The sequence below is a fragment of the Tenacibaculum sp. AWR4_210 genome (genome assembly GCF_056160945.1).
This window is the reverse complement of record NZ_JBSWYF010000006.1, coordinates 181,981-204,751: the sequence shown is the minus strand read 5'-3', so window position 1 is coordinate 204,751 and position 22,771 is coordinate 181,981. Positions and strand designations below refer to the sequence as shown.

Annotated in this window: 18 protein-coding genes; 12 read left to right on the top strand and 6 right to left on the bottom strand. The window is 39.9% G+C overall.

Translation table 11 applies throughout. The annotated features are described in order from the left end of the window. Positions 1–15: 15 nt before the first annotated feature. Positions 16–843 (top strand): 2OG-Fe(II) oxygenase, encoded by an 828-nt coding sequence (locus tag ACXAG7_RS12770; RefSeq protein WP_408042951.1) that lies wholly within the window; start codon positions 16–18, stop codon positions 841–843. Here the strand turns inward: ACXAG7_RS12770 and ACXAG7_RS12765 are convergent. The 4 genes from ACXAG7_RS12765 to gyrB form a co-directional block, all read right to left on the bottom strand. Continuing rightward, positions 840–1,922 (bottom strand): glycosyltransferase, encoded by a 1,083-nt coding sequence (locus tag ACXAG7_RS12765; RefSeq protein WP_476667018.1) that lies wholly within the window; start codon positions 1,920–1,922, stop codon positions 840–842. The two genes, ACXAG7_RS12770 and ACXAG7_RS12765, sit on opposite strands and share 4 nt — an antisense overlap. A 229-nt stretch (positions 1,923–2,151) precedes the next feature. Then, positions 2,152–3,078, bottom strand: a complete 927-nt coding sequence (gene mdh / locus ACXAG7_RS12760; RefSeq protein WP_408042953.1) for a malate dehydrogenase — start codon at positions 3,076–3,078, stop codon at positions 2,152–2,154. Between the two features lie 132 nt (positions 3,079–3,210). Beyond that, positions 3,211–4,248 carry a DUF6588 family protein gene (locus ACXAG7_RS12755; protein ID WP_476667017.1) on the bottom strand — a complete coding sequence of 346 codons (1,038 nt, stop codon included), beginning with the start codon at positions 4,246–4,248 and terminating at the stop codon, positions 3,211–3,213. A 127-nt stretch (positions 4,249–4,375) separates the two neighbouring features. Beyond that, positions 4,376–6,313 carry a DNA topoisomerase (ATP-hydrolyzing) subunit B gene (gene gyrB, locus ACXAG7_RS12750; RefSeq protein ID WP_408042955.1) on the bottom strand — a complete coding sequence of 646 codons (1,938 nt, stop codon included), beginning with the start codon at positions 6,311–6,313 and terminating at the stop codon, positions 4,376–4,378. 539 nt (positions 6,314–6,852) lie between these two features. Between gyrB and ACXAG7_RS12745 the strand changes: the two genes are divergently transcribed. Next, positions 6,853–8,025, top strand: coding sequence for a DUF3103 family protein (locus ACXAG7_RS12745; protein ID WP_408042956.1), 1,173 nt, complete (start codon positions 6,853–6,855; stop codon positions 8,023–8,025). Positions 8,026–8,121: 96 nt separating this feature from the next. Beyond that, entirely contained in the window at positions 8,122–8,913 is a 792-nt protein-coding gene (locus tag ACXAG7_RS12740; protein WP_476667016.1) for a cation efflux transmembrane domain-containing protein, read from the top strand. Between the two features lie 68 nt (positions 8,914–8,981). Here ACXAG7_RS12740 and ACXAG7_RS12735 read toward each other — a convergent pair whose 3' ends face one another. Beyond that, a complete protein-coding gene (locus ACXAG7_RS12735) occupies positions 8,982–9,716 on the bottom strand; it encodes an LA_2272 family surface repeat-containing protein (RefSeq protein WP_476667015.1) in 735 nt (244 codons plus the stop codon). 122 nt (positions 9,717–9,838) lie between these two features. On the opposite strand from ACXAG7_RS12735, the gene ACXAG7_RS12730 reads away from it, so the two are divergent. Continuing rightward, the gene (locus ACXAG7_RS12730; protein WP_476667014.1) at positions 9,839–10,783 is read left to right on the top strand and encodes a hypothetical protein; all 945 of its coding nucleotides are present in this window, start codon (positions 9,839–9,841) and stop codon (positions 10,781–10,783) included. 56 nt (positions 10,784–10,839) lie between these two features. Here ACXAG7_RS12730 and asnB read toward each other — a convergent pair whose 3' ends face one another. After that, on the bottom strand, positions 10,840–12,501 hold the full coding sequence (gene asnB, locus ACXAG7_RS12725) for an asparagine synthase B (RefSeq protein ID WP_408042960.1): 1,662 nt from the start codon (positions 12,499–12,501) through the stop codon (positions 10,840–10,842). A 416-nt stretch (positions 12,502–12,917) separates the two neighbouring features. Here asnB and ACXAG7_RS12720 point away from each other — a divergent pair, with 416 nt between their 5' ends. The 8 genes from ACXAG7_RS12720 (at position 12,918) to ACXAG7_RS12685 (ending at position 22,702) form a co-directional block, all read left to right on the top strand. Beyond that, positions 12,918–14,309 (top strand): anthranilate synthase component I family protein, encoded by a 1,392-nt coding sequence (locus ACXAG7_RS12720; RefSeq protein WP_476667013.1) that lies wholly within the window; start codon positions 12,918–12,920, stop codon positions 14,307–14,309. Between the two features lie 13 nt (positions 14,310–14,322). Then, the gene (locus tag ACXAG7_RS12715; RefSeq protein WP_476667012.1) at positions 14,323–14,919 is read left to right on the top strand and encodes an anthranilate synthase component II; all 597 of its coding nucleotides are present in this window, start codon (positions 14,323–14,325) and stop codon (positions 14,917–14,919) included. Positions 14,920–14,921: 2 nt separating this feature from the next. Continuing rightward, on the top strand, positions 14,922–15,911 hold the full coding sequence (trpD, locus tag ACXAG7_RS12710; RefSeq protein WP_476667011.1) for an anthranilate phosphoribosyltransferase: 990 nt from the start codon (positions 14,922–14,924) through the stop codon (positions 15,909–15,911). Positions 15,912–15,930: 19 nt separating this feature from the next. Beyond that, positions 15,931–16,719 (top strand): indole-3-glycerol phosphate synthase TrpC, encoded by a 789-nt coding sequence (gene trpC / locus ACXAG7_RS12705; RefSeq protein ID WP_476667010.1) that lies wholly within the window; start codon positions 15,931–15,933, stop codon positions 16,717–16,719. A 4-nt stretch (positions 16,720–16,723) separates the two neighbouring features. Beyond that, positions 16,724–17,350, top strand: a complete 627-nt coding sequence (locus ACXAG7_RS12700) for a phosphoribosylanthranilate isomerase (RefSeq protein WP_476667009.1) — start codon at positions 16,724–16,726, stop codon at positions 17,348–17,350. A gap of 34 nt (positions 17,351–17,384) precedes the next feature. After that, positions 17,385–18,575 (top strand): tryptophan synthase subunit beta, encoded by a 1,191-nt coding sequence (gene trpB / locus ACXAG7_RS12695; protein WP_408042966.1) that lies wholly within the window; start codon positions 17,385–17,387, stop codon positions 18,573–18,575. 18 nt (positions 18,576–18,593) lie between these two features. Continuing rightward, a complete protein-coding gene (gene trpA / locus ACXAG7_RS12690) occupies positions 18,594–19,361 on the top strand; it encodes a tryptophan synthase subunit alpha (protein ID WP_476667008.1) in 768 nt (255 codons plus the stop codon). Positions 19,362–19,528: 167 nt separating this feature from the next. Then, positions 19,529–22,702 carry a S41 family peptidase gene (locus ACXAG7_RS12685; RefSeq protein WP_476667007.1) on the top strand — a complete coding sequence of 1,058 codons (3,174 nt, stop codon included), beginning with the start codon at positions 19,529–19,531 and terminating at the stop codon, positions 22,700–22,702. Positions 22,703–22,771 lie beyond the last annotated feature (69 nt).

The following is a 22,771-nucleotide window of genomic DNA, read 5'->3' as shown; positions in this document are numbered from 1 at the left end:
GTAAATTAATCTAGAATGACCCGTAAAGATCTCGCTCAATACATCACTGCTCAATTGCAAAAACACCAAGAACGACTCGCCAGTCAATATGCTCAAACGAAATCTGGAATCGGATATTTTGTTTTGGATGATTTATTGCCTGAATCTTTGGTGCTGGAGGTATACAAAGCATTTCCTGTAGAGGGGGAAACAGTGATTAGGAAAAAGAATTTTAGAGAGTTTAAGCACGTGGCGTATCAAATGGACGCCTACGAGAACCTATTAGAAGAATTGATCTATGCTTTTCAAGAGCCAGCTGTGGTACAGTGTATTGGAGCTATTTGTGAAAAGTTAGATTGCTTACCTGATCAGTATTTGTACGCCGGTGGTTTATCGGTGATGAAAGAAGGTAACTACTTACATCCTCATCTCGATAATTCACATGATAAGGATAGGAATCGTTGGCGGGTATTTAATTTATTGTATTATGTAAGTCCAGATTGGGCATTAGAAAATGGAGGAAATTTGGAACTTTGGCCAGCAGGGGTGCAAGGAGATCCGATTACCTTAGTGAGTCGTTTTAATCGGCTCGTTGTCATGGCAACGCACGACACTTCGTGGCATTCGGTGAGTAAAGTAGCGGTACGTGCACCCAGGTGCTGTGTATCGAATTACTATTTCAGCGAAGTTCCTATCCATGCATCCGATCGCTTTCATATCACTACGTTTAGGGCGCGACCTGGAGCCACTGGACTGGATTTTCTAATGCGTTTAGACAATGGATTGCGCAACGGTTTACGCAGTTTGTTTAAGAAAGGAGTCCGAGAAAATCCCCATCAATACAAACGCGATCAGGAAGATTAGAGCTGTTTAAAAATGTCACCTAATACTGCTGCTTCGCGTTGCCAGCTAAACTGTTTTTTTGCGCGTAGTAAATTTGTAGCGTAGTCAGTGTTTACCATCCTTCTTAACTGTAATGCGAGCTGTTCGGGAGTTCGTTGTTGCAGTACTTCGCCGATACCGTGATTGGCTACTACTTTTTTCATCTCTGGTAGGTCAGAGACAATAACGGGAATTTCAGCGTGGAGGTAATCAAAAATCTTATTCGGAAGTGCGTACCTGTAGTTTAAACCTAAATCTTCTTCAAGACTCATCCCAACACAAGCTTGTGGGGTTATACTTCGCAAGATTGCTGGAGCTAGTTTTCCTGTAAAAACAACCTGATGTGTTAACTCGGATGCACGTACGTGTTCCTGCAAATCGGTATAGATATCTCCGGTTCCAACGATAACGAACTTAAATTCTGGTAATAAGGGGAGGGCAGCAAGCATTAATTCTAGTCCCCTTCCTATGTTTACGGCGCCTTGGTATATAATGAATTTCGAAGTGGGCAGTATTCCTGCAGTATAGGGGGCTACTTCGGCTTCTGGAATAGGTATATTTCGGACGAGTTGAAACTTACGATGGTATTTTTCTTGATAGTGATCAACGATGCTTTGACTTACGGTATAACCAAATTGGATTTTAGGAAGCAAAAAGTTTTCTAAAGATTCCCATACAGCTTTCACCTTGGGTCTATGTACTAGCTCCGGAATTTCCGGAAAGAGTTCATGACTGTCAAAAACGAGTTTACTATTGGTCAATTTACAACTCAGATATGCCGGGAGCAGGGTATCCAAATCATTGGCTAGTACGATGTCTTTTTTCTTCGACAAAAGCAAAAGAAATAACCGAATATTATATTCGGCATAAAAGAGAAAACCTCGATTAAAAAAGAGCTGAAATCGCTTTGTTTGGTAGGGACGGTTAAGAGGAGCACTTGCAGGTAGTTCTCTACCAACGAGGAGCAGCTCGTACCCTAACTCAAACAGAGTTTGGCATACTTTGTACACGCGTTGATCTGTTTGAAGATCATTGGTGACGCAAACAATGACTTTTTTCACTCGGGAACATTTTAACGGAGGGAAAGATACTAAAAGAAAACCCACTTCTAGACAGAAGTGGGAAAATTGCTATGAAAAACTATGAAAAAGAAACATAATGGTATGCTTCTCTTCAAAGTAGACGTAGAACTTTCCGCAGGCTTACAAGTGGGTGAGTATTTTAACACATTTTAAGAAAAAAGCCCGCATGTACACATGCGAGCTTTTATTAAAAAAAACTGTATATTTCTTAGAATTCTAAAGAAGCGTTGTTGTTTTTAACTGCTTCCGCTGAACTTTGTAAGTGCGCTTTTTCTTCATCGCTTAAGTTGATTTCAACGATGCTTTCGATACCGTTTTTACCTAATACTACAGGTACTCCGATACATAAGTCAGACAATCCGTACTCTCCTTCTAACAAAGCAGAACAAGGGTAGATTTTTTTCTGATCACAAGCGATTGCTTGAACCAAACCAGATACAGCTGCTCCTGGTGCATACCAAGCAGAAGTTCCTAATAATTTTGTCAAGGTAGCACCTCCAACTTTCGTGTCTTCTTTAACCTGAGTTAAACGCTCTTCTGATAAAAATTCAGATACAGGTACAGAATTACGAGTCGCTAAACGCGTTAATGGAACCATACCTTTGTCAGAGTGTCCTCCGATAACCATACCGTCAACATCAGAAATAGGAGCTTCTAAAGCTTCTGCTAAGCGGTACTTGAAACGAGCTGAATCTAAAGCTCCTCCCATACCGATGATTCTGTTTTTCGGTAATCCAGTTGTTTTGTGCACTAAATAAGTCATTGTATCCATTGGGTTCGATACAACGATGATAATAGTATTTGGTGAATGCTCAATTAAGCTAGCAGATACTGATTTTACAATACCAGCGTTGATTCCTAATAACTCATCACGAGACATTCCTGGTTTACGAGCAATTCCTGAAGTAATAACACAGATGTCTGATCCAGCAGTTTTGCTGTAATCTCCAGTAGTACCAACTACTTTTGTGTCAAAACCATTCAATGAAGCTGTTTGCATTAAATCCATCGCTTTACCTTCAGCGAAACCTTCTTTAATGTCAACTAAAACTACTTCTGAAGCGAAATTTTTAATAGCAATGTACTCAGCACAACTCGCACCTACAGCACCTGCTCCTACAACCGTTACTTTCATGTTATATATTTTTAGTAAATATTAGTAAATTATTAATAAGATGCACAAAAATAGCGATTTGAACAGGGATAAAAAAACAAAACTCCATCGAAATTAACGAGGAGTTTTGATTGTAAATATTTTTGTTGGTTTTTATCTAAAACTGAAAGAAATACCCGCATTAACTGCGTTGTATTCCTGAAGGGTGTAACTACCAAAGAGTTTGAAGAAACCTAGGCTTACGCGAGCTCCAACAGTAGCGGTTACACCTCCTGCGTCTTGTGTTAAAGCCAGGGGGTTGGTGATACTTTCACTGACGGTAGGCACCGTAGGATTATTGGTTTGGTAGGTGAGGGTATAGGTTCCGTCAACACTGAGTTTGGTGCTCCCTCCGGTATATCCAAATCCTCCGTATACGTTAATAATTGGGAAGTTTAAGGATGCAATGGCCTGTATGGTATAGGAGTTGAGCTTAAAATTGGCAGTCCCGTCTTGAGTACTTACCGAGCCTGTAGTATTTCCGAAATCGTGGTTCACCGAAAAGTTTGTATAAGCTCCTAACAAGGACACGTGAAGTGGCGTTTTGTCTAACGGACCAAACCAGTCGGTGATTTCTTTTTTCAATCCTAGGCCAAACAATCCGAGTTTCGTGTCATCCGGACCTAATTTTGGCAGGTAGCGGACCATTACTTCGAACTTTGCAGGAAGGCCTAAACCTACTTGTATGGCAGGGGCAGGAACTGAGTTTAAAGGGAAGTCATCACGCGCTCCATTGGGTAAGGTAAAATCGGCTTGTACCGTTTGTCCTTGTACAGTTGAGGTATAGCGAACCTGAGCTGGAGTCACAGAATTATTGGCAATAATGGTAGGTGAGTTCGCTTGCCCGTTCAGTACCGAAGTGTTGCTCGACAAATTCAAGGCAGGAATATTAAACAACTCATCTTTACTCGGTACAAAAGCGGCATTTAAACCTATAGTAATATCAAAACCTAGGGTTTTGTGAACTTTGGCTGTGTGATACCAACCTACATTCGAAGTATAAATCAGCCCTTTGGTAACAGGACTCAAATAGGCCGAAGAAATTTTCGAGGCGTCAGCTCTTGCTAAAAGAATGGTTTCAAAATTTTGGGCTTGGCTATTGAGGGCAGTCAATACCAAAGCTACTAAAAGTAGGGTAGATTTTATTTTCATATCTGGATAGTTATCAGTACCAGGGTACTACTCGTTAATAGATTAAAGATATGATTTTTTTAATAGATGCGTTGCGATGCGCTTATTCATAAAAAAAACCTTAACGATTTCGTTAAGGTTTTTGAAGTTATGCATCGATATTTGCGTATTTAGCATTTTTCTCGATAAAGTCTCTACGTGGCGGAACGTCGTCACCCATAAGCATGGAGAACACACGGTCGGCCTCTGTTAAGTTTTCGATAGTTACTTGGCGTAAGGTTCTGAATTCAGGATTCATGGTAGTGTCCCAAAGTTGTTCAGCGTTCATCTCTCCAAGACCCTTATAACGTTGGATAGTTGCTCCTCCACCCATTTTTTGAACAATCAAATCGCGTTGGTTATCATCCCAAGCGTATTCCCTTTTTTGTCCTTTCTTTACTAAGTATAAAGGTGGTGTAGCGATATAGATATATCCTTGTTCTACCATCTCACGCATATAACGGAAGAAGAAGGTAAGGATTAAGGTAGCAATGTGTGAACCATCGACATCGGCATCACACATGATTACTACTTTGTGATATCTCAATTTTGATAAGTTTAAGGCTCTTGGGTCTTCTTCAGTACCAACGGTGATCCCTAGTGCAGTAAACATATTTTTGATTTCTTCGTTTTCAAACACTTTGTGCTGCATCGCTTTTTCCACGTTCAAAATCTTACCACGTAAAGGTAAAATAGCTTGGAAATTACGATCGCGTCCTTGTTTTGCAGTTCCACCTGCCGAATCTCCCTCGACTAAGAATATTTCACAAGCTGCCGGATCGGTTTCAGAACAGTCAGATAATTTTCCAGGTAAGCCACCGATGCTCATTACCGTTTTACGCTGTACCATTTCACGAGCCTTTCGAGCTGCATGTCTTGCCTGCGCTGCTAAAATTACCTTCTGAACGATAGATTTGGCATCGTTTGGATTTTCCTCTAAGTAATCACTTAACATTTCAGCCACTGCTTGTGATACAGCTGAAGTTACTTCACGGTTTCCTAACTTTGTTTTTGTCTGTCCTTCGAACTGAGGTTCTGCTACTTTTACAGAAACAATAGCTGTTAATCCTTCGCGGAAGTCATCTCCTGAGATTTCGAACTTTACGTTTTTTAACAGGCCTGATTCATCGGCGTATTTCTTTAAGGTATGCGTTAACCCTCTACGGAAACCAGAGAGGTGTGTTCCCCCTTCGTGCGTGTTAATATTATTTACGTAGGAGTGTAAGTTTTCAGCATAAGAGGTGTTGTAAACCATGGCTACCTCTACAGGAATTCCATTTTTTTCACCTTCCATTGAAATCACACCTGCAGTCAATTGCTCACGTGTACTGTCTAAGTACTTTACAAATTCAGAAAGCCCTTCTGTACTGTGGAATTTTTCACTGATAAAATTACCTTCGTCGTCTTTTTCTCTGAGGTCGGTTAAGGTAATGGTGATACCTTTGTTTAAGTATGCGAGCTCACGCATTCTCGTCGCCAAGGTATCGTAGTTGTATACCACTGTTTGTTGAAAGATACTCGTATCGGGTAAGAAGGTTACTTCTGTTCCCGTTTTATCAGTTTCTCCAATGGTTTTAACAGGGTATAAGGTTTTTCCGCGCTCGTATTCTTGTTGCCAAACTTTACCATCGCGGTGTACAGTTGCAATTAAATGATCTGATAGCGCATTTACACAGGATACACCAACCCCGTGAAGTCCTCCCGAAACCTTATAGGAATCCTTGTCGAATTTTCCTCCGGCTCCAATTTTAGTCATAACAACCTCTAGGGCTGAAACGCCTTCTTTCTTGTGCAGCCCAACAGGAATACCACGTCCGTTGTCACGAACTGTGATCGAGTTGTTCTCATTAATTACAACGGTTATATCATCACAATGTCCCGCTAAAGCTTCATCAATAGAGTTGTCTACTACCTCGTATACTAAGTGGTGCAGACCTCTAACGCCTACATCTCCAATATACATCGATGGACGCATACGTACGTGCTCCATTCCTTCAAGTGCCTGAATACTATCGGCGGAATAATTGTGCTTTTTTTCTTCGCTCATAAATTTGAGTTTAGTTTCACTTTTATTTTACTACAGAGGGTATAAAAAAATATTTTTGGTCTTATTACTCAAAAGACGGTAAGATTTCACACCCCAAAAAAAGAATCGCTCAAGGCGATTCGAATTGTTCAAATTTACAATTTTTTAACTTTTAAATAAAGTTTTTAAAGGGGTTTGTTTCTGAAAACTGCAAAAAAAGGCAACGGGAAAAAGTTGCTTAAATCGGCTAAAAACAAGGTTAAATCAAATTTAACAATTCTTATTAATTGAGTGAACGGTGCTATATTGTAAACGTCGCTTAAAACGCTTCTCAGTACTTTGAGTTGTACGGCCGTTTCTATAAAAATCACCAAAATTCTTCTTGAATAGCTAGATTTCTGTTAATTTAATATTTGTTGTGTTTGTGTTAAAAAACGAAGAATAAATCTTCAAAAAATCGTTTTTAGATATTTTAATTTAAGTTTTTAACTTTTTTAACAAAAAATTATGATTTTTTTGTATGTTTGCCGTCAGTATTAATAATTTAAAACCTTTCACAAATGAGAATCCCCCAATTTCTATTGAAATCGCTTGCGGTTTCTTTAATTATGGTAGGATGCAACAACACAGATGAATTACAAACATCAGGAGTTGCACAGGACGCGTCAACCAACCAAGTAAACAAGAGCGAAGTAGCTCTGAAGTTGATTGACTTAATGAAGAACAACGAGTTTAAAAACTCTACGTTTCGTTTACTAGAAAAGCAAGCACCAAGTGTTAGTATGACTAAAATTTTGGATGCTGCTCCAACGAGTTTGGAACAAACTGCAAATTTTAAAGCGCTCGAAGCTCAGGCTACTGATTTAGAGCAAAAAGCAAATTTGGAAGAAGCTCCAGACAAAATTGAAATTTTAGAGGTTTGGATGCACAATCCTAAAGGAAACCAAGACTTTTCAAATTTATTATTCTCGTTTGCTCCAGAAGGAGATGAGAATAAGTGGTCGGCTGTTAAGGCGTACAACATGAAAAAAGAAGTGGTGTACTTAGACCCTAAAAAAGCACCGAGCCAACCGGTAATCGTTATCGAAACTAATGGTTTCGAAACCTTAAAAAAAGAGGTAGAGCACATGAACAAGTACTTGCGTGAAGAAGGAGTACAAAACATGCGTTTTGCGAACGGAAAGCCTAATTTAGATGCAAGAGCTGCAGAAAATGCTGGTTTAGAAACTACTAAGTTGGATAAGATTAGACTTAACAACGACGAAGAGCCATGGATTAGTGGTGCAGCTGAGGTATACGCAATTACTTCGGGAATTAAGGATGCTGGTAACAAGCCTGAAATTAAGGTAATTCCAATGTATTATTTAGATTACGATGGTACTGATTACTATCCAAATCAAATTTTATTGTTCTGGAATGATTATAAGTATCAAGCTGCCAACATTCAATTGTTTGAAAAAGATGATAACGTGAATTACAAAAGCTTAGTATCAACTATTGTAAGCGGTGTTTTCCAAATTATCGGAACTGTATCTACACAACCTTGGGTAAATGTATTAGGTCAAGTAGCAGGAGCGATCATTCAGGCAATGCCAGACCAATGGTATACTAATAATGATGATTATGTGGATTCTTTTTATACTATCGAAAAGAATAAGCGCTACACAAATCATTACGGAGCTAGAGGGAATGCTAAAGTTAATTTATCGCCTTTCTTCGTAGCTGCAAATTAATAGTAATAGTTAGTTAAAATAAAAACCTCTCCTCGCGAGAGGTTTTTTTGTTGGTGAAAAGTATTGCCGTATCTTTAAGAGACTAAATGAGTAACGGTGATAAAATCAACTTTTTCTATTCCTTTGATGGATTGTCCTTCCGAGGAAAGTATGATTCGATTGAAATTACAAGGTATGCGACAAATTAACAGTCTCCAATTTGAACTTGCCGAAAGAAAGCTAGTCGTATTTCATACCGGAGAGGTGACTCTGATAGAAGAGGAATTAAGGGGGCTAAAACTGGGAGCAACCCTCATCAATTCAGTAGAATCCGACGCACCAAAGAATACTGCATTTGATCAAAGGGGCTTACTTTGGACCGTGTTAATTATCAATGCGCTCTTTTTTTTAGTGGAGTTTTGTTATGGTATACTCGCTAATTCAATGGGCTTAGTAGCGGATAGTTTTGACATGTTGGCGGATAGTTTCGTTTACGGGTTAAGCTTGTTGGCTGTTTCGAAATCGGAGCTACGACAAAAGGTAGTAGCGAAGTTGGCAGGGTATTTCCAAGTAGCGATTGCTGTATTGGGGTTTGCGGAAGTGCTGAGGAGGTTCTTTTTTTTATCGAGTATTCCCGAGTTCAAAACGATGATTGTAATTTCCATTATTGCCTTGCTAGCAAATGTTAGCTGTTTGCTGTTGTTACAACGATCTAAAGGGAAAGAACAAGCACATATGCGAGCGAGTATGATTTTTACTTCCAATGACATTCTCATTAATACGGGAGTAATCTTTTCAGGAATACTCGTGTATTTTACGAACTCAAAACTTCCTGATTTACTCATAGGTACACTCGTTTTTATACTCGTCCTCATCGGAGCTCGAAGAATTTTATTGTTAAGTCGCTAGAGATTTCTGTTCGGAGCATGACGGTTTTGAGATTGAACCATATCGAAATACAGATAGTCACTACAGGGTTAAAAATTCCAATTGATAAATGGTAACGAACGCTTGTTGTTTTTATTCCACAAGCCAATTTGAATGCCTTTCAAGTTGGCTGTTTTGTTAAGCAGGCCTAATTGAAGTCCTTGAAGGTGCGTAGCGTTAATTTTGAAATTGTTTAGAACACCAACCTGCACTCCGTGCATATGCACAGCTCCGTTCATGATTCCTACTTGTAAACCGTTGGCAACGGTGCTAAAATTGCCCAAAGCAGCAATTTGCATTCCGTTACAAACAAAACTCTCATTCCCTAAAATACTCATGGAAATGCCGTTTGTTTTTTCTGAAAGCGTTGCGAAGGTGGAGCAACTTAACCCGTGAGTTTTGAGATTGTATTGACCTATAATGGCGAGATTGAGTCCGTAAACTTCCACATTACCTACCGCTCCTGTGGAGAGGTTGAGCCCGTAAATGAACTCCGAAGGAGTAGCTCGAATTTTTTTGGAGTATGAATCCACCGTTTCGGAAACCATAGATTTAGGAACCAATGGGAGTAAAACGCCGAGCCCTGGCGCCTCTAAGCGCAGGCCAAAGGTTCGTGTAAGAGTGCTGTCTTTAAAAATCTCTTTGGGCAGTATTCCTACAGATATCCCTAAGATATCGGTGTTTTTCGAATGAAAGGACCATAGTGGTCCTCTCAAAATTCGTTGTTGTCCATAGCTAATGTTCCCAATTGCGATACTAATAATTAATAAACTTAGATGTTTCATGTTTTTTTGATAAAATTATTGTGTTTAATGCGATTTGAATGGTGGTTTTAACGAAGTAATCGTTTAATTTTGCGATTTTCACAAAAAAGAGCTAAGTTTAACGGATGTATCAACAGGCGCTTTTGACCAAATTATCAGAGAAATTTCCTAGAGCTTCGCTTAATGAATTGTTAGCAGAAGCTTTGGAGATTAGCTATGATGCTGCGCACAGACGAACGAGTTTAAAAAGTAAAATGAGTTTTGATGAAGCAGTCGCTGTAGCAGTGTATTACAAACTGTCGCTTGATGAACTGATCGGGAATGTTGCCGGTAATTTTGTGGCAGTGGAGAAGACCTCGGCAATAGTCAATGAAGCGGGGTTGTGCCAATACTTACAAACGTCCTATCAAATGCTCAGGCAGGTAGTCAAATCCAAAGAGTACAGTCTTTGGTATTCAGCCAAAGACATCCCTTTGTTTTACCTACTCCACAACAATTTACTGGGGCGGTTTAAGTTGTTTGTTTGGTTAAAGCTATTGGATACGAAGTATGCCCCCATCACATTTTCAAAGTTCAGTCCGTCCTTGTCTACAGTTCAGGCAGGATTGCAATTGGCGGATTTTTACAGAGGCGTCCGAAGTTGTGAAATATGGAATACCACCACCATCAACAGTACTTTAAAACAGATTCACTTTTATTACGAGGCAGGCGATATCACAACGGAAACAGCTTTAGAACTCTGCGAAGAGCTGTCGAAATTTTTGAAGAAAATTGCCAGGCAAGTGCATCCAGAGAGTGAATTTACCTTGTACTACAACGAATTGTTGTTGATGAATAACAACGTATTAATATCGGACGGTCAGCAACAGTCACTGTTTGTGCCCAAAAGTATGTTGTCGTATTTTAAAACCACTGATCGAGCAACCTGTAAGGAAGCAGTTGACTATTTTGCAAAACAGGTAAATCATTCCAAGTTGTTAAATACGGCAGGAGCTAAAGAGCGGCATAAGTTTTTTGCAAAAATGGAGCAGAAAGTAAATGCGTTGCGAGCGATGATCAATGCAGCTGATTTGTTAGATTTTGAATAAAGAACCCCGCTATATAGCGGGGTTTACACAACTAAATATATAAGTAGAATGCCTTGTTAATAGGCGTCTGCATGTACAGCTTTGATAGCGCGTCCGCTAGGCTCGTTGACGTTTTGAAAGCTCGCATCCCAAGCTAGTGCTGTAGGTGAACTACAGGCAATAGACGGTACTGACGGAACGGTTAATGCAGCAGTATCACTTGAAAAGTGTTCTTCGAAAATACTGCGATAGTAATATTCTTCTTTTGCTCTAGGGGTTTGTATAGGGAATCTGTGTTGAGCATTCGCCATCATTTCGTCTGTTACGGCTTGTTCAACTACTTCTTTTAGTGTGTCAATCCAGTTGTAGCCAACACCGTCAGAAAATTGTTCCTTTTGACGCCAAGCAACACTTTCAGGTAAATAGCTCTCAAAAGCTTTACGAAGTACCCATTTTTCCATGCGTTCCCCGTTAATCATCTTGTCTTCAGGGTTGATGCGCATAGCAACATCCATAAATTCCTTGTCGAGGAAAGGGACACGCCCTTCAATTCCCCATGCCATTAAACTCTTATTGGCTCTCAAACAGTCGTACTGGTATAGTTTGTCGAGTTTTCGTACGGTTTCTTTGTGGAACTCCTCAGCGGTAGGTGCTTTGTGGAAGTATAAATACCCTCCAAATATTTCATCAGCTCCTTCTCCCGAAAGGACCATTTTTATCCCCATAGATTTGATAACTCTTGCCATGAGGTACATCGGAGTAGAGGCTCTGATGGTGGTGATGTCGTAAGTTTCTAAGTTGTAGATTACGTCTTTAATAGCATCCAATCCTTCTTGAATAGTAAAGGTAATTTCGTGATGGATGGTCCCGATGTGTTCGGAAACCTTTTTGGCGGCTACCAAATCAGGAGATCCTTCCAGTCCTATAGAAAAAGAGTGTAACTGAGGGTACCAAGCTTCGTCTTTGTCATTTGATTCGATGCGCTTTGAAGCGTATTTTTTCGCAATTGCCGAGGTGATAGACGAATCCAATCCACCTGATAATAAGACACCGTAAGGTACGTCGCTCATCAGCTGTCTGTGTACGGCAGCTTCCAGTGCATCTCGAACTTCATCGATGCTCGTTTGGTTGTCACGTACGGCTTCGTATTCCATCCAATCGCGGTTGTACCAGCGTTGCAGACCGCCTTCTCGAGTGTAGTAATGTCCTGGAGGAAATACTTCAATTTTGTTGCAGTATCCTTCTAGTGCCTTGAGTTCAGAAGCGACGTAAAAAGTTCCTTTTTTATCCCAGCCCATATACAACGGGATGATTCCCATATGATCTCTGGCTACTAGGTACTCGTCCGTTGCAGTATCGTAGACCGCAAATCCAAAAATACCGTTGAGGTCATCTAAAAAGTGCTCTCCTTTTTCTTTGTATAAAGCCAAGATAACTTCACAATCGGATTGGGTCAAGAACTCGTGTTCTTCTTTGAGCTCCTTGCGTATTTCTTTGTGGTTGTATATTTCTCCATTTGCTGCAAGTACAAACCTACGGTCTTTACTAAACAGGGGTTGTTGCCCTGAGGTTGGATCGACTATGGCGAGGCGTTCATGGGCTAGAATGGCTTTGTTATCGCTGTAAATTCCGCTCCAGTCCGGACCTCTGTGTCTTACTTTTTTTGCCATCTCTAATAGTTGAGGGCGCAGTTTTTCTGTTTTTTCTTTTAAATCAAAGGCACATACAATTCCACACATATCTTTATTATTTAAGTCTTTTATGCTATTTTAGTTGGTATTACTAAGTAAAAACCTAGTGTTTTGTTTTAAATACATTGCAAACAACCGAATAATGTTTTGATTATTAAACGGAATTAGTGTTTTTGGTTTTTATTTGTTTGTTTTTTTGTGTTTTTTGTTTATTTATGAAAGTATTTGGTGGTTAGGATCCCGTTTTTGCTAACTATTCGAAGGCTTAGAAAAAAATAGTTAGTGAACAGTTTGATTTATAAAAAATGTGTTATACATTTGTGAACTCATGACAATGCAAAACAACATATGGTGGTGGAACTCTCTTAACTCAAATTAAGTGAGCAGATCCTCTATATATAACATATAAACGAAAAAAGGCTTATCTCACGATAAGCCTTTTTTGTTTTTAAGCCAGAATCAAAATGAAAACATTTACGTTTAAAACCAAATTTAAAAAGCGCCTCGCAGACACGGTAACACCGGTAGGTTTGTATTTGAGATTTAGAGATGTATATCCCAATACCTTATTGTTGGAAAGTTCTGATTATCACAGTAAAGAGGAAAGCTGCTCTTTTGTTTGTGTACAACCCTTAGTGAGCATGATTGCTGATAAGGATCGCTTTGTGACCTTAGAGAATGGCAAGGAGTTAGCATCAGTACCCATTGGACGAAATTTTAATGAACTCTTTACGCAATTTACAGAGGCAATCAACTTGGATTGCGATCCAGCCATCAAGGCGTACAACGGTTTGTACGGATATACAACCTATGACAGTGTTCAGTATTTTGAGACTGTAAAACTCGAGGTTCCCGATGCGCCATCAGCTATTCCGATGATGCAGTATAGCTTTTATAAGTACATTATCGCAATTAATCATTTTAATGATGAAATGACGCTTATCGAAAATATTGCTGCTGGTGAAGACGGTGACTTGAGTGCTATAGAAGCCATTATAGATGCGCAGGTTTTTAACACTCAAGAATTTAGTTTGGTAGGCGACGAGCGTTCTAATTGTACCGATGAAGACTTTGTTAATTATGTGAAAAAAGCCAAGGAACACTGTAAGCGTGGTGATGTTTTTCAGTTGGTATTGTCAAGGCAGTTTCAGCAAAAGTTTTCTGGGGATGAGTTTAATGTATACCGTGCCTTACGCTCAATCAATCCGTCTCCTTATTTGTTTTATTTTGATTATGGTAGCTTTAAATTAATGGGGTCGTCACCGGAAGCTCAAATAAAAATTCAAGAGGGGAAAGCAATTATCAATCCGATTGCCGGAACCTTCAGAAGAACGGGAGATATGGCTCAGGATATCAAGTTGGGAAAACAACTTTCAGAAGATAAAAAAGAAACCGCAGAGCATGTAATGTTGGTTGATTTGGCCAGAAACGATTTGAGTAAACACGCTGAAGATGTAAAAGTAGAGGTGTTCAAGGAGGTGCAGTACTTTAGTCACGTAATCCACCTGGTTTCAACGGTGCAAGGAGAGATTAAAGATCAGTCTATAAAAATTGTGGGGGATACCTTTCCAGCAGGAACGCTAAGTGGAGCACCAAAGTACAAAGCGATGCAGTTGATTGATAGGTATGAAAATCAATCGAGAGGTTTTTACGGAGGAGCCGTGGGAATTATAGGATTGGATGGTTCCGTGAATTTGGCCATTGCAATTCGATCGTTTGTGAGTAAACAAAATGTATTGTATTACCAGGCTGGAGCAGGTATTGTTATCCATTCTGATGAAGCCAGTGAATTACAAGAAGTAAATAACAAATTAGCTGCCCTCAAAAAAGCATTATTGTTGGCAGATTCCATTTAAACCATAACTGATTATGAAGATATTAATTTTAGATAACTACGATTCATTTACCTATAATTTGGTGCATATGGTTGAGAAAATAACTGATGAGTATCCAGATGTATATCGCAATGATGAAATAAGTATAGAAGCCGTCGGGGAATACGATGTGTTAATTTTATCACCGGGTCCTGGGATTCCGGATGAGGCAGGCATCTTAAAAGAAGTAATACGTACCTATGCCGGCAAACTTCCGATTTTTGGAGTCTGTTTAGGTTTACAGGCCATAACAGAAGTTTTTGGGGGTACCATAGAGAATATGAATGAAGTGTTTCACGGTGTTGCTACCGAGATGAGCGTTACAGCAAAGGATGCTGTTATCTTTAAGGACGTACCTCCTGTTTTTGAAGCAGCTCGCTACCACTCGTGGATAGCGTCAAAGGAGCATTTTCCGGCAGCATTAGAAATCACAGCGATTGATGAAACTGGAGGTATCATGGCATTGCGTCACAGAGAGCACTTTATCAGTGCCGTACAATTTCATCCAGAGAGCATTTTGACAGTCGTTGGAGAGCAATTGGTTCGTAACTTCTTGGAGCAGGCAGCGCAAACAGTAACCCAAAAATTATAAGGATGAGAGTTATTTTAGAAAAATTATTTCAACAATACCGCTTGTCTAAAGAGGAAGCAAAATCATTGTTATTAGACATTGCAAAAGATACTTATAACGAAGCGCATTTAGCTTCTTTTTTAACGGTGTTTCGCATGCGACCTATTACGGTTGCCGAGTTGGCAGGATTTAGAGAAGCCTTGTTGGAGTTGGCGGTCAGAGTAGATTTATCAGGGTACAATGCCATTGATATTGTCGGAACCGGAGGAGATGGAAAAGATACGTTTAACATCTCAACCTTGACCTCGTTTGTCGTTGCAGGAACAGGACAAAAAGTGACCAAACACGGTAATTATTCAGTTTCTTCGAAGTCGGGGTCGTCAGACATGCTTGAGCGTATGGGCTACGAATTTACCAATGATGAAGGTATACTTCGCCGTCAGCTGGAGAAGGCTAATATTTGTTTTCTTCACGCTCCTAAATTTCACCCAGCAATGAAAGCTGTTGGGCCTGTTCGAAAAGCGCTGAAATTGAAGACCTTTTTCAATATGTTGGGGCCTTTGGTGAATCCGTCGAGTCCGAAAAACCAGTTATTGGGGACCTATAACTTGGAAGTAGCCCGTTTGTACTATTACATCTTACAAGAAGAAGGAAGTAATTTTGGGATCGTACACGCGCTCGATGGTTACGATGAAATTTCATTGACAGGAAGTTTTAAGTTGTTTACCAAACGAGGAGAACAGCTGATCAGTCCAGAACAATTACAGCAAGAACGCGTTGCCAAAGAGGATATTTTTGGTGGTAATTCTGTGGAAGAAGCCGCTCGAGTATTTAAAAGCATCCTGAATGGAGAAGGAACAAAAGCACAAAACAGCGTAGTACTGACCAACGCAGCAATAGCATTAAAGATTGTAGATGAGCAGTTGGACTTTGAAACTGCCTATGACAAAGCAAAAGATTCCTTGTTTGGACTACAAGCAAAAAAATGTTTAAGTACTTTAGTGAATAGTTAGCATAAAGAATAATAGTAAGATGACCATATTAGAGAAGATAATAGCCTTTAAAAAGAAGGAAGTAGCAAAATTTAAGTCGGAAATTCCGGTAAAGAAATTGGTGGAGAGCCCTAGTTTTAAAAAGTCGTGCTTTTCGTTGAAAGAATCGTTAACGGCACCCTATTCAACAGGAATCATTGCCGAGTTTAAAAGGCAATCTCCATCAAAGGGAATTATCAACGACAAAGCGACCATTGAGGAGGTTACCACTGGCTATATGGATGCAAATGTAGCAGCGCAGTCTATCCTGACAGACACTTCTTTTTTCGGAGGTTCGTTGGCAGATTTGATGGAAGCTAGAACGATTAACCAACAAAAGCCAATTTTGAGAAAGGATTTTGTAGTTGACGGATTTCAAATTGTGGAGGCAAAGGCTATTGGAGCGGATGTTATTTTGTTGATCGCTGCGTGTTTGACAGCTCAAGAATTAAAGAATTACGGGCAGTTGGCAACCGATCTCGGTATGGAGGTACTGTACGAAGTGCATACTCAAGAAGACCTGGATAAAATCAATGATTTGGACAACAAAATTATTGGAGTTAACAACCGTAACCTTAAAACGTTTGAAGTTGATTTGGAGCATTCTATCGCCCTCGCAAATCAAATACCGTCATCTGCCGTCAAAGTTTCGGAAAGTGGAATTTCTGATCCTCGTATCATTACAGGATTAAAAGAGTACGGTTTTCAAGGCTTTTTAATCGGTGAGAATTTTATGAAAGAAGCACATCCGGGACAAGCTTGTAAAGATTTTATCGGACAAATAAAGTAAGGCGATGATCGAATTGAAAGTTTGCGGCATGAAACAGGTGCCAAATATCAAAGAGGTGGCGGCGTTGCAACCTGATTACCTCGGGTTTATTTTCTACGATAAATCTGAGCGAAATTTTGAGGGGATTATTCCTGAGCTACCTAAAAAGATTAAAAAAGTCGGTGTTTTTGTAGATGAATACCTCGAAATCGTGGTGTCATTAGCAGAGGAATACAAGCTACAATACCTACAATTACACGGAAAGGAAAGTCCTGAATACTTAAAACAGTTAAAAGAACACCTTCCGAAGGTACAATTGGTAAAAGCATTTTCAGTAGGTGCTAGCTTTGATTTTGACCTATTGAAGGCGTATGAACAGGAAGCAGATATGTTTTTGTTTGATACCAAAGGGAAGCACCCAGGAGGAAATGGAGTACAATTTGATTGGACCCTACTAGAAGGATATCCGAGTGAAAAGCCGTTTTTCTTAAGTGGCGGTATCGGTGTCAAAGACCTTGCTGCATTGAAAGAATTCTTAAAGAGTCCGGCAGCGCGTTACTGTCGCGCTTTGGATGTGAACAGCAAGTTTGAAAAAGAACCCGGTCTGAAACGAGTACCGGAATTACAAAAGTTTATAAAATTATTAAAATAACAGCGCGTTCACGACGTGCAGAACCATCACAACTATGAGCAAATTTCAACCCGATCAGCACGGATATTACGGTCAGTTTGGAGGAGCCTTTATTCCCGAATTATTGTATCCGAATGTAAAAGAATTGGAAGATAATTACGTGACGATTATTCAATCGGAAGCATTTCAGCAAGAGTATAAAAACTTGCTTCAACACTATGTAGGTCGTCCGAGTCCCTTGTATTTAGCCGAGCGGCTGTCAGAAAAATACGGGGCTACTATTTATTTAAAACGAGAGGATTTAAATCATACAGGAGCACATAAGGTAAACAATACTATTGGGCAAATATTAATAGCAAAACACCTAGGAAAAACTAAAATATTAGCCGAAACGGGAGCAGGGCAACACGGAGTGGCGACCGCTACGGTTTGTGCCTTGATGGGCTTAGAGTGTATTGTTTTTATGGGAGAGACGGACATTGAACGTCAAGCACCCAACGTAGCACGAATGAAGATGTTAGGAGCTAAGGTAGTTCCGGCGACCAGTGGAAGTAAAACCCTAAAAGACGCGACTAACGAGGCTATTCGTTACTGGATTCAGCATCCAGAAACCTATTATCTTATCGGTTCGGTGGTAGGGCCACACCCTTATCCGGATATGGTAGCACGATTGCAAGCGGTGATTTCTGAGGAAATGAAAATTCAGTTAAAAGAGCAAACAGGTAGTGAAAATCCCGATGCTATTATCGCCTGTGTTGGCGGAGGAAGTAATGCTGCTGGAGCTTTTTACCATTATATGGAGGATGAAGACGTAGCATTGATCGCGGTGGAAGCTGCTGGATTGGGAGTGCATTCCGGCGAGAGTGCTGCAACGTCTCAATTGGGTGAGGTTGGAGTGATCCACGGTAGTAAAACCATCCTAATGCAAGATGACTACGGGCAGATTGTAGAGCCGTATTCGATATCTGCAGGATTGGATTATCCAGGGGTAGGACCGTTACACGCTTTTTTGTTTGATAGTAAAAGAGCAGCATTTATGAATGCTACTGATGAGGAAGCGCTGGAAGCTGCTTTTGAACTTACGAGGTTAGAAGGAATCATACCTGCCTTGGAAACAGCCCATGCTTTGGCTGTGCTACCCAAGTTAAAAGGATATGAAGGAAAAACTTTGGTAATCAATTTGTCGGGGAGAGGAGATAAAGACTTGGCTACCTACAGCAAGCACATGAATAAAATTATAGAGTAATCACCTGAAAAGAAAAGTATGCAAACGTTAAAACAAGTATTTGAAAAAAAACAACGCGATGTTTTGTCGATATTTTTTACGGCAGGATTTCCTCAATTGACTAGTACGGCGGCTATCATTGACGAGTTGGCAAAAAGCGATGTCGATTTTATTGAGGTTGGACTTCCGTACTCAGACCCTCTAGCTGACGGACCTACGATACAACACAGCAGTGCGGTAGCCCTTAAGAATGGAATGAATTTGGACGTTGTTTTTGAACAGTTAAAAGACGTCCAAGCAACGAATACAGTCCCTTTAGTATTGATGGGCTACTTAAATCAAATTATTAAATACGGGGAACACGAATTTTGCAAGCAGGTAAAAGCTTGTGGTATTAGCACCATTATAATTCCCGATTTGCCAATGGTTGAATACGAAACTCATTACAGAGCCTTGTTCGCCAAGTATGGAATTCAAAATGTCTTTCTGATTACTCCTCATACATCCGACGAGCGCATTTGTAAAATTGATGCCATGAGTGAAGATTTTATCTATGTAGTTGCTTCGGCGTCTATCACAGGAGCAAAAGGGGAAGTTACGGCAGAACAGATGGCTTATTTCGAGCGTATTAAAAATATGCAATTGAAAAATAAGTTGATTGTTGGATTCGGAATTTCGGATGCCAAAACCTTTAACAGTGCTTGTAATTATGCCAACGGAGCTATAATAGGTTCGGCTTTTATCAAGGCACTTGAAGCAAATGGTACCGAAGGTATTGCCGATTTTATTGCCGGAGTTAAGAACTAAAGGTAAAACCGGCTGGCCAGTCAAAGATTTCGAACTTGCTATTCTTTTAATAAAATGATAAAAAACACTACAGTTTTTGTGTAGATGTTAAGATTTGTTAAGAGAATGCTAAATTTTATTAAATATTTGACCTAAAGATATACCTTAGTATTATAAAATAACAATTCATGCTAACTAGAAAATTACTTGCAGTGGCCATGCTGTTTTGCTCAGGCCTCCTAACTGCACAAACAACTTTTATACGAAAGCCTAGTTTAAGCCCAGATGGTTCGAAACTAGCGTTTAGCTACCACGGTGATATTTGGGTATATACCTTGGCTACAAAAGACGCGAGAAGATTAACTATCCACGAAGCTTATGAGTCTGATCCTGTGTGGAATGACGATGGTTCAGAAATAGCTTTCTCTTCTAATAGAACAGGGAATACCAATGTGTTTACAGTAGCTGTAAACGGAGGTCGTCCTAAGCAATTAACATATTACCCAACTTCAAACGTGCCTTCTGATTGGTATAAAGACGAAGTGGTATTTACGACCAACAGAGTGTTGAAAGGGCCTGAATGGGATGCACAAATGTATCAAGTTGAGGAAAAAGGAGGAACTCCAACTCGCTTGTTAACAGCCTTAGGTTCGCAAGCAACCATATCGCCCGATGGGAAATTCATCGCTTATGTGAAAGGAGCTTGTCGAATTGCACGTGAAGATTATACCGGGTCAGCGCAGCGCGATATTTGGATTTTTAATACCCAAACCAAGCAGTACCACCAAATTACTACAAGCGTAAAGAACGATCATACGCCGCGTTGGGATGCAGCTGGAAATTTGTATTATATCGGAGCGGAAAGTGGACGTTACAACATTTATAAACAAGCAATTTCTAGTCAAGGTACCAAAAGTGGTGTTGCGAAGCAGTTAACGAAGCAACGCGTAGACGGTGTTCGTACTTTTGGTATAGCCAATGATGGTAAAATTGTATACGCATCTGGAGCAACAACCTATGTGTTCACCCAAGGTTCTTCAAAGAAATTGCAGTTAAACCTAGGGTCTGATGCACATTTTGACGAAGAAGATGCTCGTGTTACTTCAGGAGGAATTCGCAATTACAGCATCTCACCAGACGCCAAATTAGTAGCGATGGAGATCGAGGGAGATGTATTTGTAAAGCTGAACAATAAAGAAAAGAAGCGTTCCAATCCAATAGGCCAAGGACCTTCAAGAGATAAAAATCCTCAGTGGATTTCGAACAAAAAATTATTCTTTATTTCAGATAGAGATGGGCAGTTCGAAATTTACAGTGCAACATCAAGTGACTCTTTAGTAGGGTTAAACCGCAGTTTGAAAGTTGCGATAGCGAAAGAAACAAAAAGCAAACAAGATGTAGAGCGCATGTATGTTTCTCCTGACCAAAAGAAGATTGCCTACCAGGTAGGAAGAGGAACTTTGTACATCGCAGATATCAAAGACGGCGCGATTAATAACCCTAAAATTTATTCAGATACTTGGGCGGCACCAGAAGATCTTAGCTGGAGTCCGGATAGCAAGTATATCGCATATTCTCAGGAGGATTTAAACTTCGATAGTGAAATTTTTATCCAATCAGTAGCCGATCCTAAAGTAAAGATGAATGTAAGTATGCACCCTCGTAGTGATTCGTCACCAGTATGGAGTGCAGACGGAAAAAAATTAGCCTTCTTATCGAACCGCAGTGGGATCAATTACGATGTTTGGATGTTGTGGTTGCAGAAGGAAGATTGGGAGAAATCGAGAATTGACCACGAAGAAGGAGACTATTACGCTTCGAAAGAAGCGACGAGTAAGAAGTCAAAAAAAGCTAAGAAAGGAAAGAAAGGGAAGAAGAAAAAGACAGTGAAAGTAAAAATCGATGCAGATAAAATCTACGATCGTTTGGTACAAGTAACGCGTTTGCAAGACAATGAATACAGTGTGTTATTCAGTCCAGATAGCAAGTATATCTACTTTTCTGCTACGAATCCGGCAACGCAAAAAAGAAACCTTTACAAGGTAAAATGGGATGGAAGCAAGCCTAAGGCAGTTCGCGGTTCATCTCGTGTAGGAAACTTCTCGGTAGCTAAAGGTAAAATTTACCTCACAGCTTCAGGTAGGTTAAAGCAAATGAATCCGAAATCAGATAAATTAACCTCATTGCCACACAGTGCTCGCATCGTAAGAGATTTGAATGGAATGAGAGCGCAGGTATTTGACGAAGGTATTCGCGCACTTACTGACGGTTTCTACGACCCTGAATTCCATGGATATAACTGGAAGTCATTGGTGAAGAAATACCGACCTTGGGTATTGTCAACAAGTACACAACAAGATTTCTCATACGTGTTTAACTTGTTATTAGGACAGTTAAATGCGAGTCACATGGGCTACGCTTCAAGAAATCCAGAGAAGGTTGCGAGCAGCAATATCGGATTGATCGGATTAGAAGTAGTACCTGTAAAAGACGGAGTAAAAGTAACCTATGTATTACCTAATTCTGCTGCTGATAAAACAAAGAGCAAATTAAAAGCTGGTGATGTTATTGTAGCAGTAAATGGTAAACCTATCAAGAAGCATAGTAATTTTTACAGCTACTTAAAAAACACGCGTAACAGCGAAGTATTGTTACAGCTAAAAGGCGGAAAAGACGTGGTATTGAGAACGTTGAGGTCTTTGAGAGGATTACAGTACGATGCTTGGGTAGAATCGCGTAAAGAGCTCGTAGCTAAGTATTCAAACGGACAATTAGGATACATTCATATTCAAGGAATGAACATGCCGAGTTTTGAACGTTTTGAAAGAGAGTTAAAAGCTAGTGGGTACGGTAAAAAAGGAATAGTTATCGACGTTCGTTACAACGGAGGAGGTTGGACTACTGATCGTTTGATGGCTGTATTAAACGTACAACAACACGCCTATACAATTCCACGAGGTGCTACAAAGAGCTTAAAAAATCACAAGAGTTTTACTAAAAACTATCCGTTTAACGAACGTGCAATTTTATCGGTGAATACCAAACCTGTGGTTGCACTTTGTAACGAAAACAGTTATTCGAATGCGGAAATCTTTTCACATGCCTTTAAAAATTTAGGTTTGGGTAAACTGGTAGGACAACCTACTTTTGGAGCCGTGATTTCGACAGGAGGAAGATCTTTACAAAATGGATTTATCCGCATGCCATTCCGTGCATGGTACGTGAAGAAGTCTGGTAAAAACATGGAGAATGAAGCGCCAGCAACACCTGATTACCTAGTAAAGAACGCTCCAGGATCTAAAGATCGAGGAGAGGATGCACAATTGAAAAAGGCCGTTGAGGTACTATTACAAGAATTGTAGTCGCTTACTAAAAATATAAAGAAGATTGAAGCGAAGACCTCAGGTCTTCGCTTTTTTTATGTTTATTTT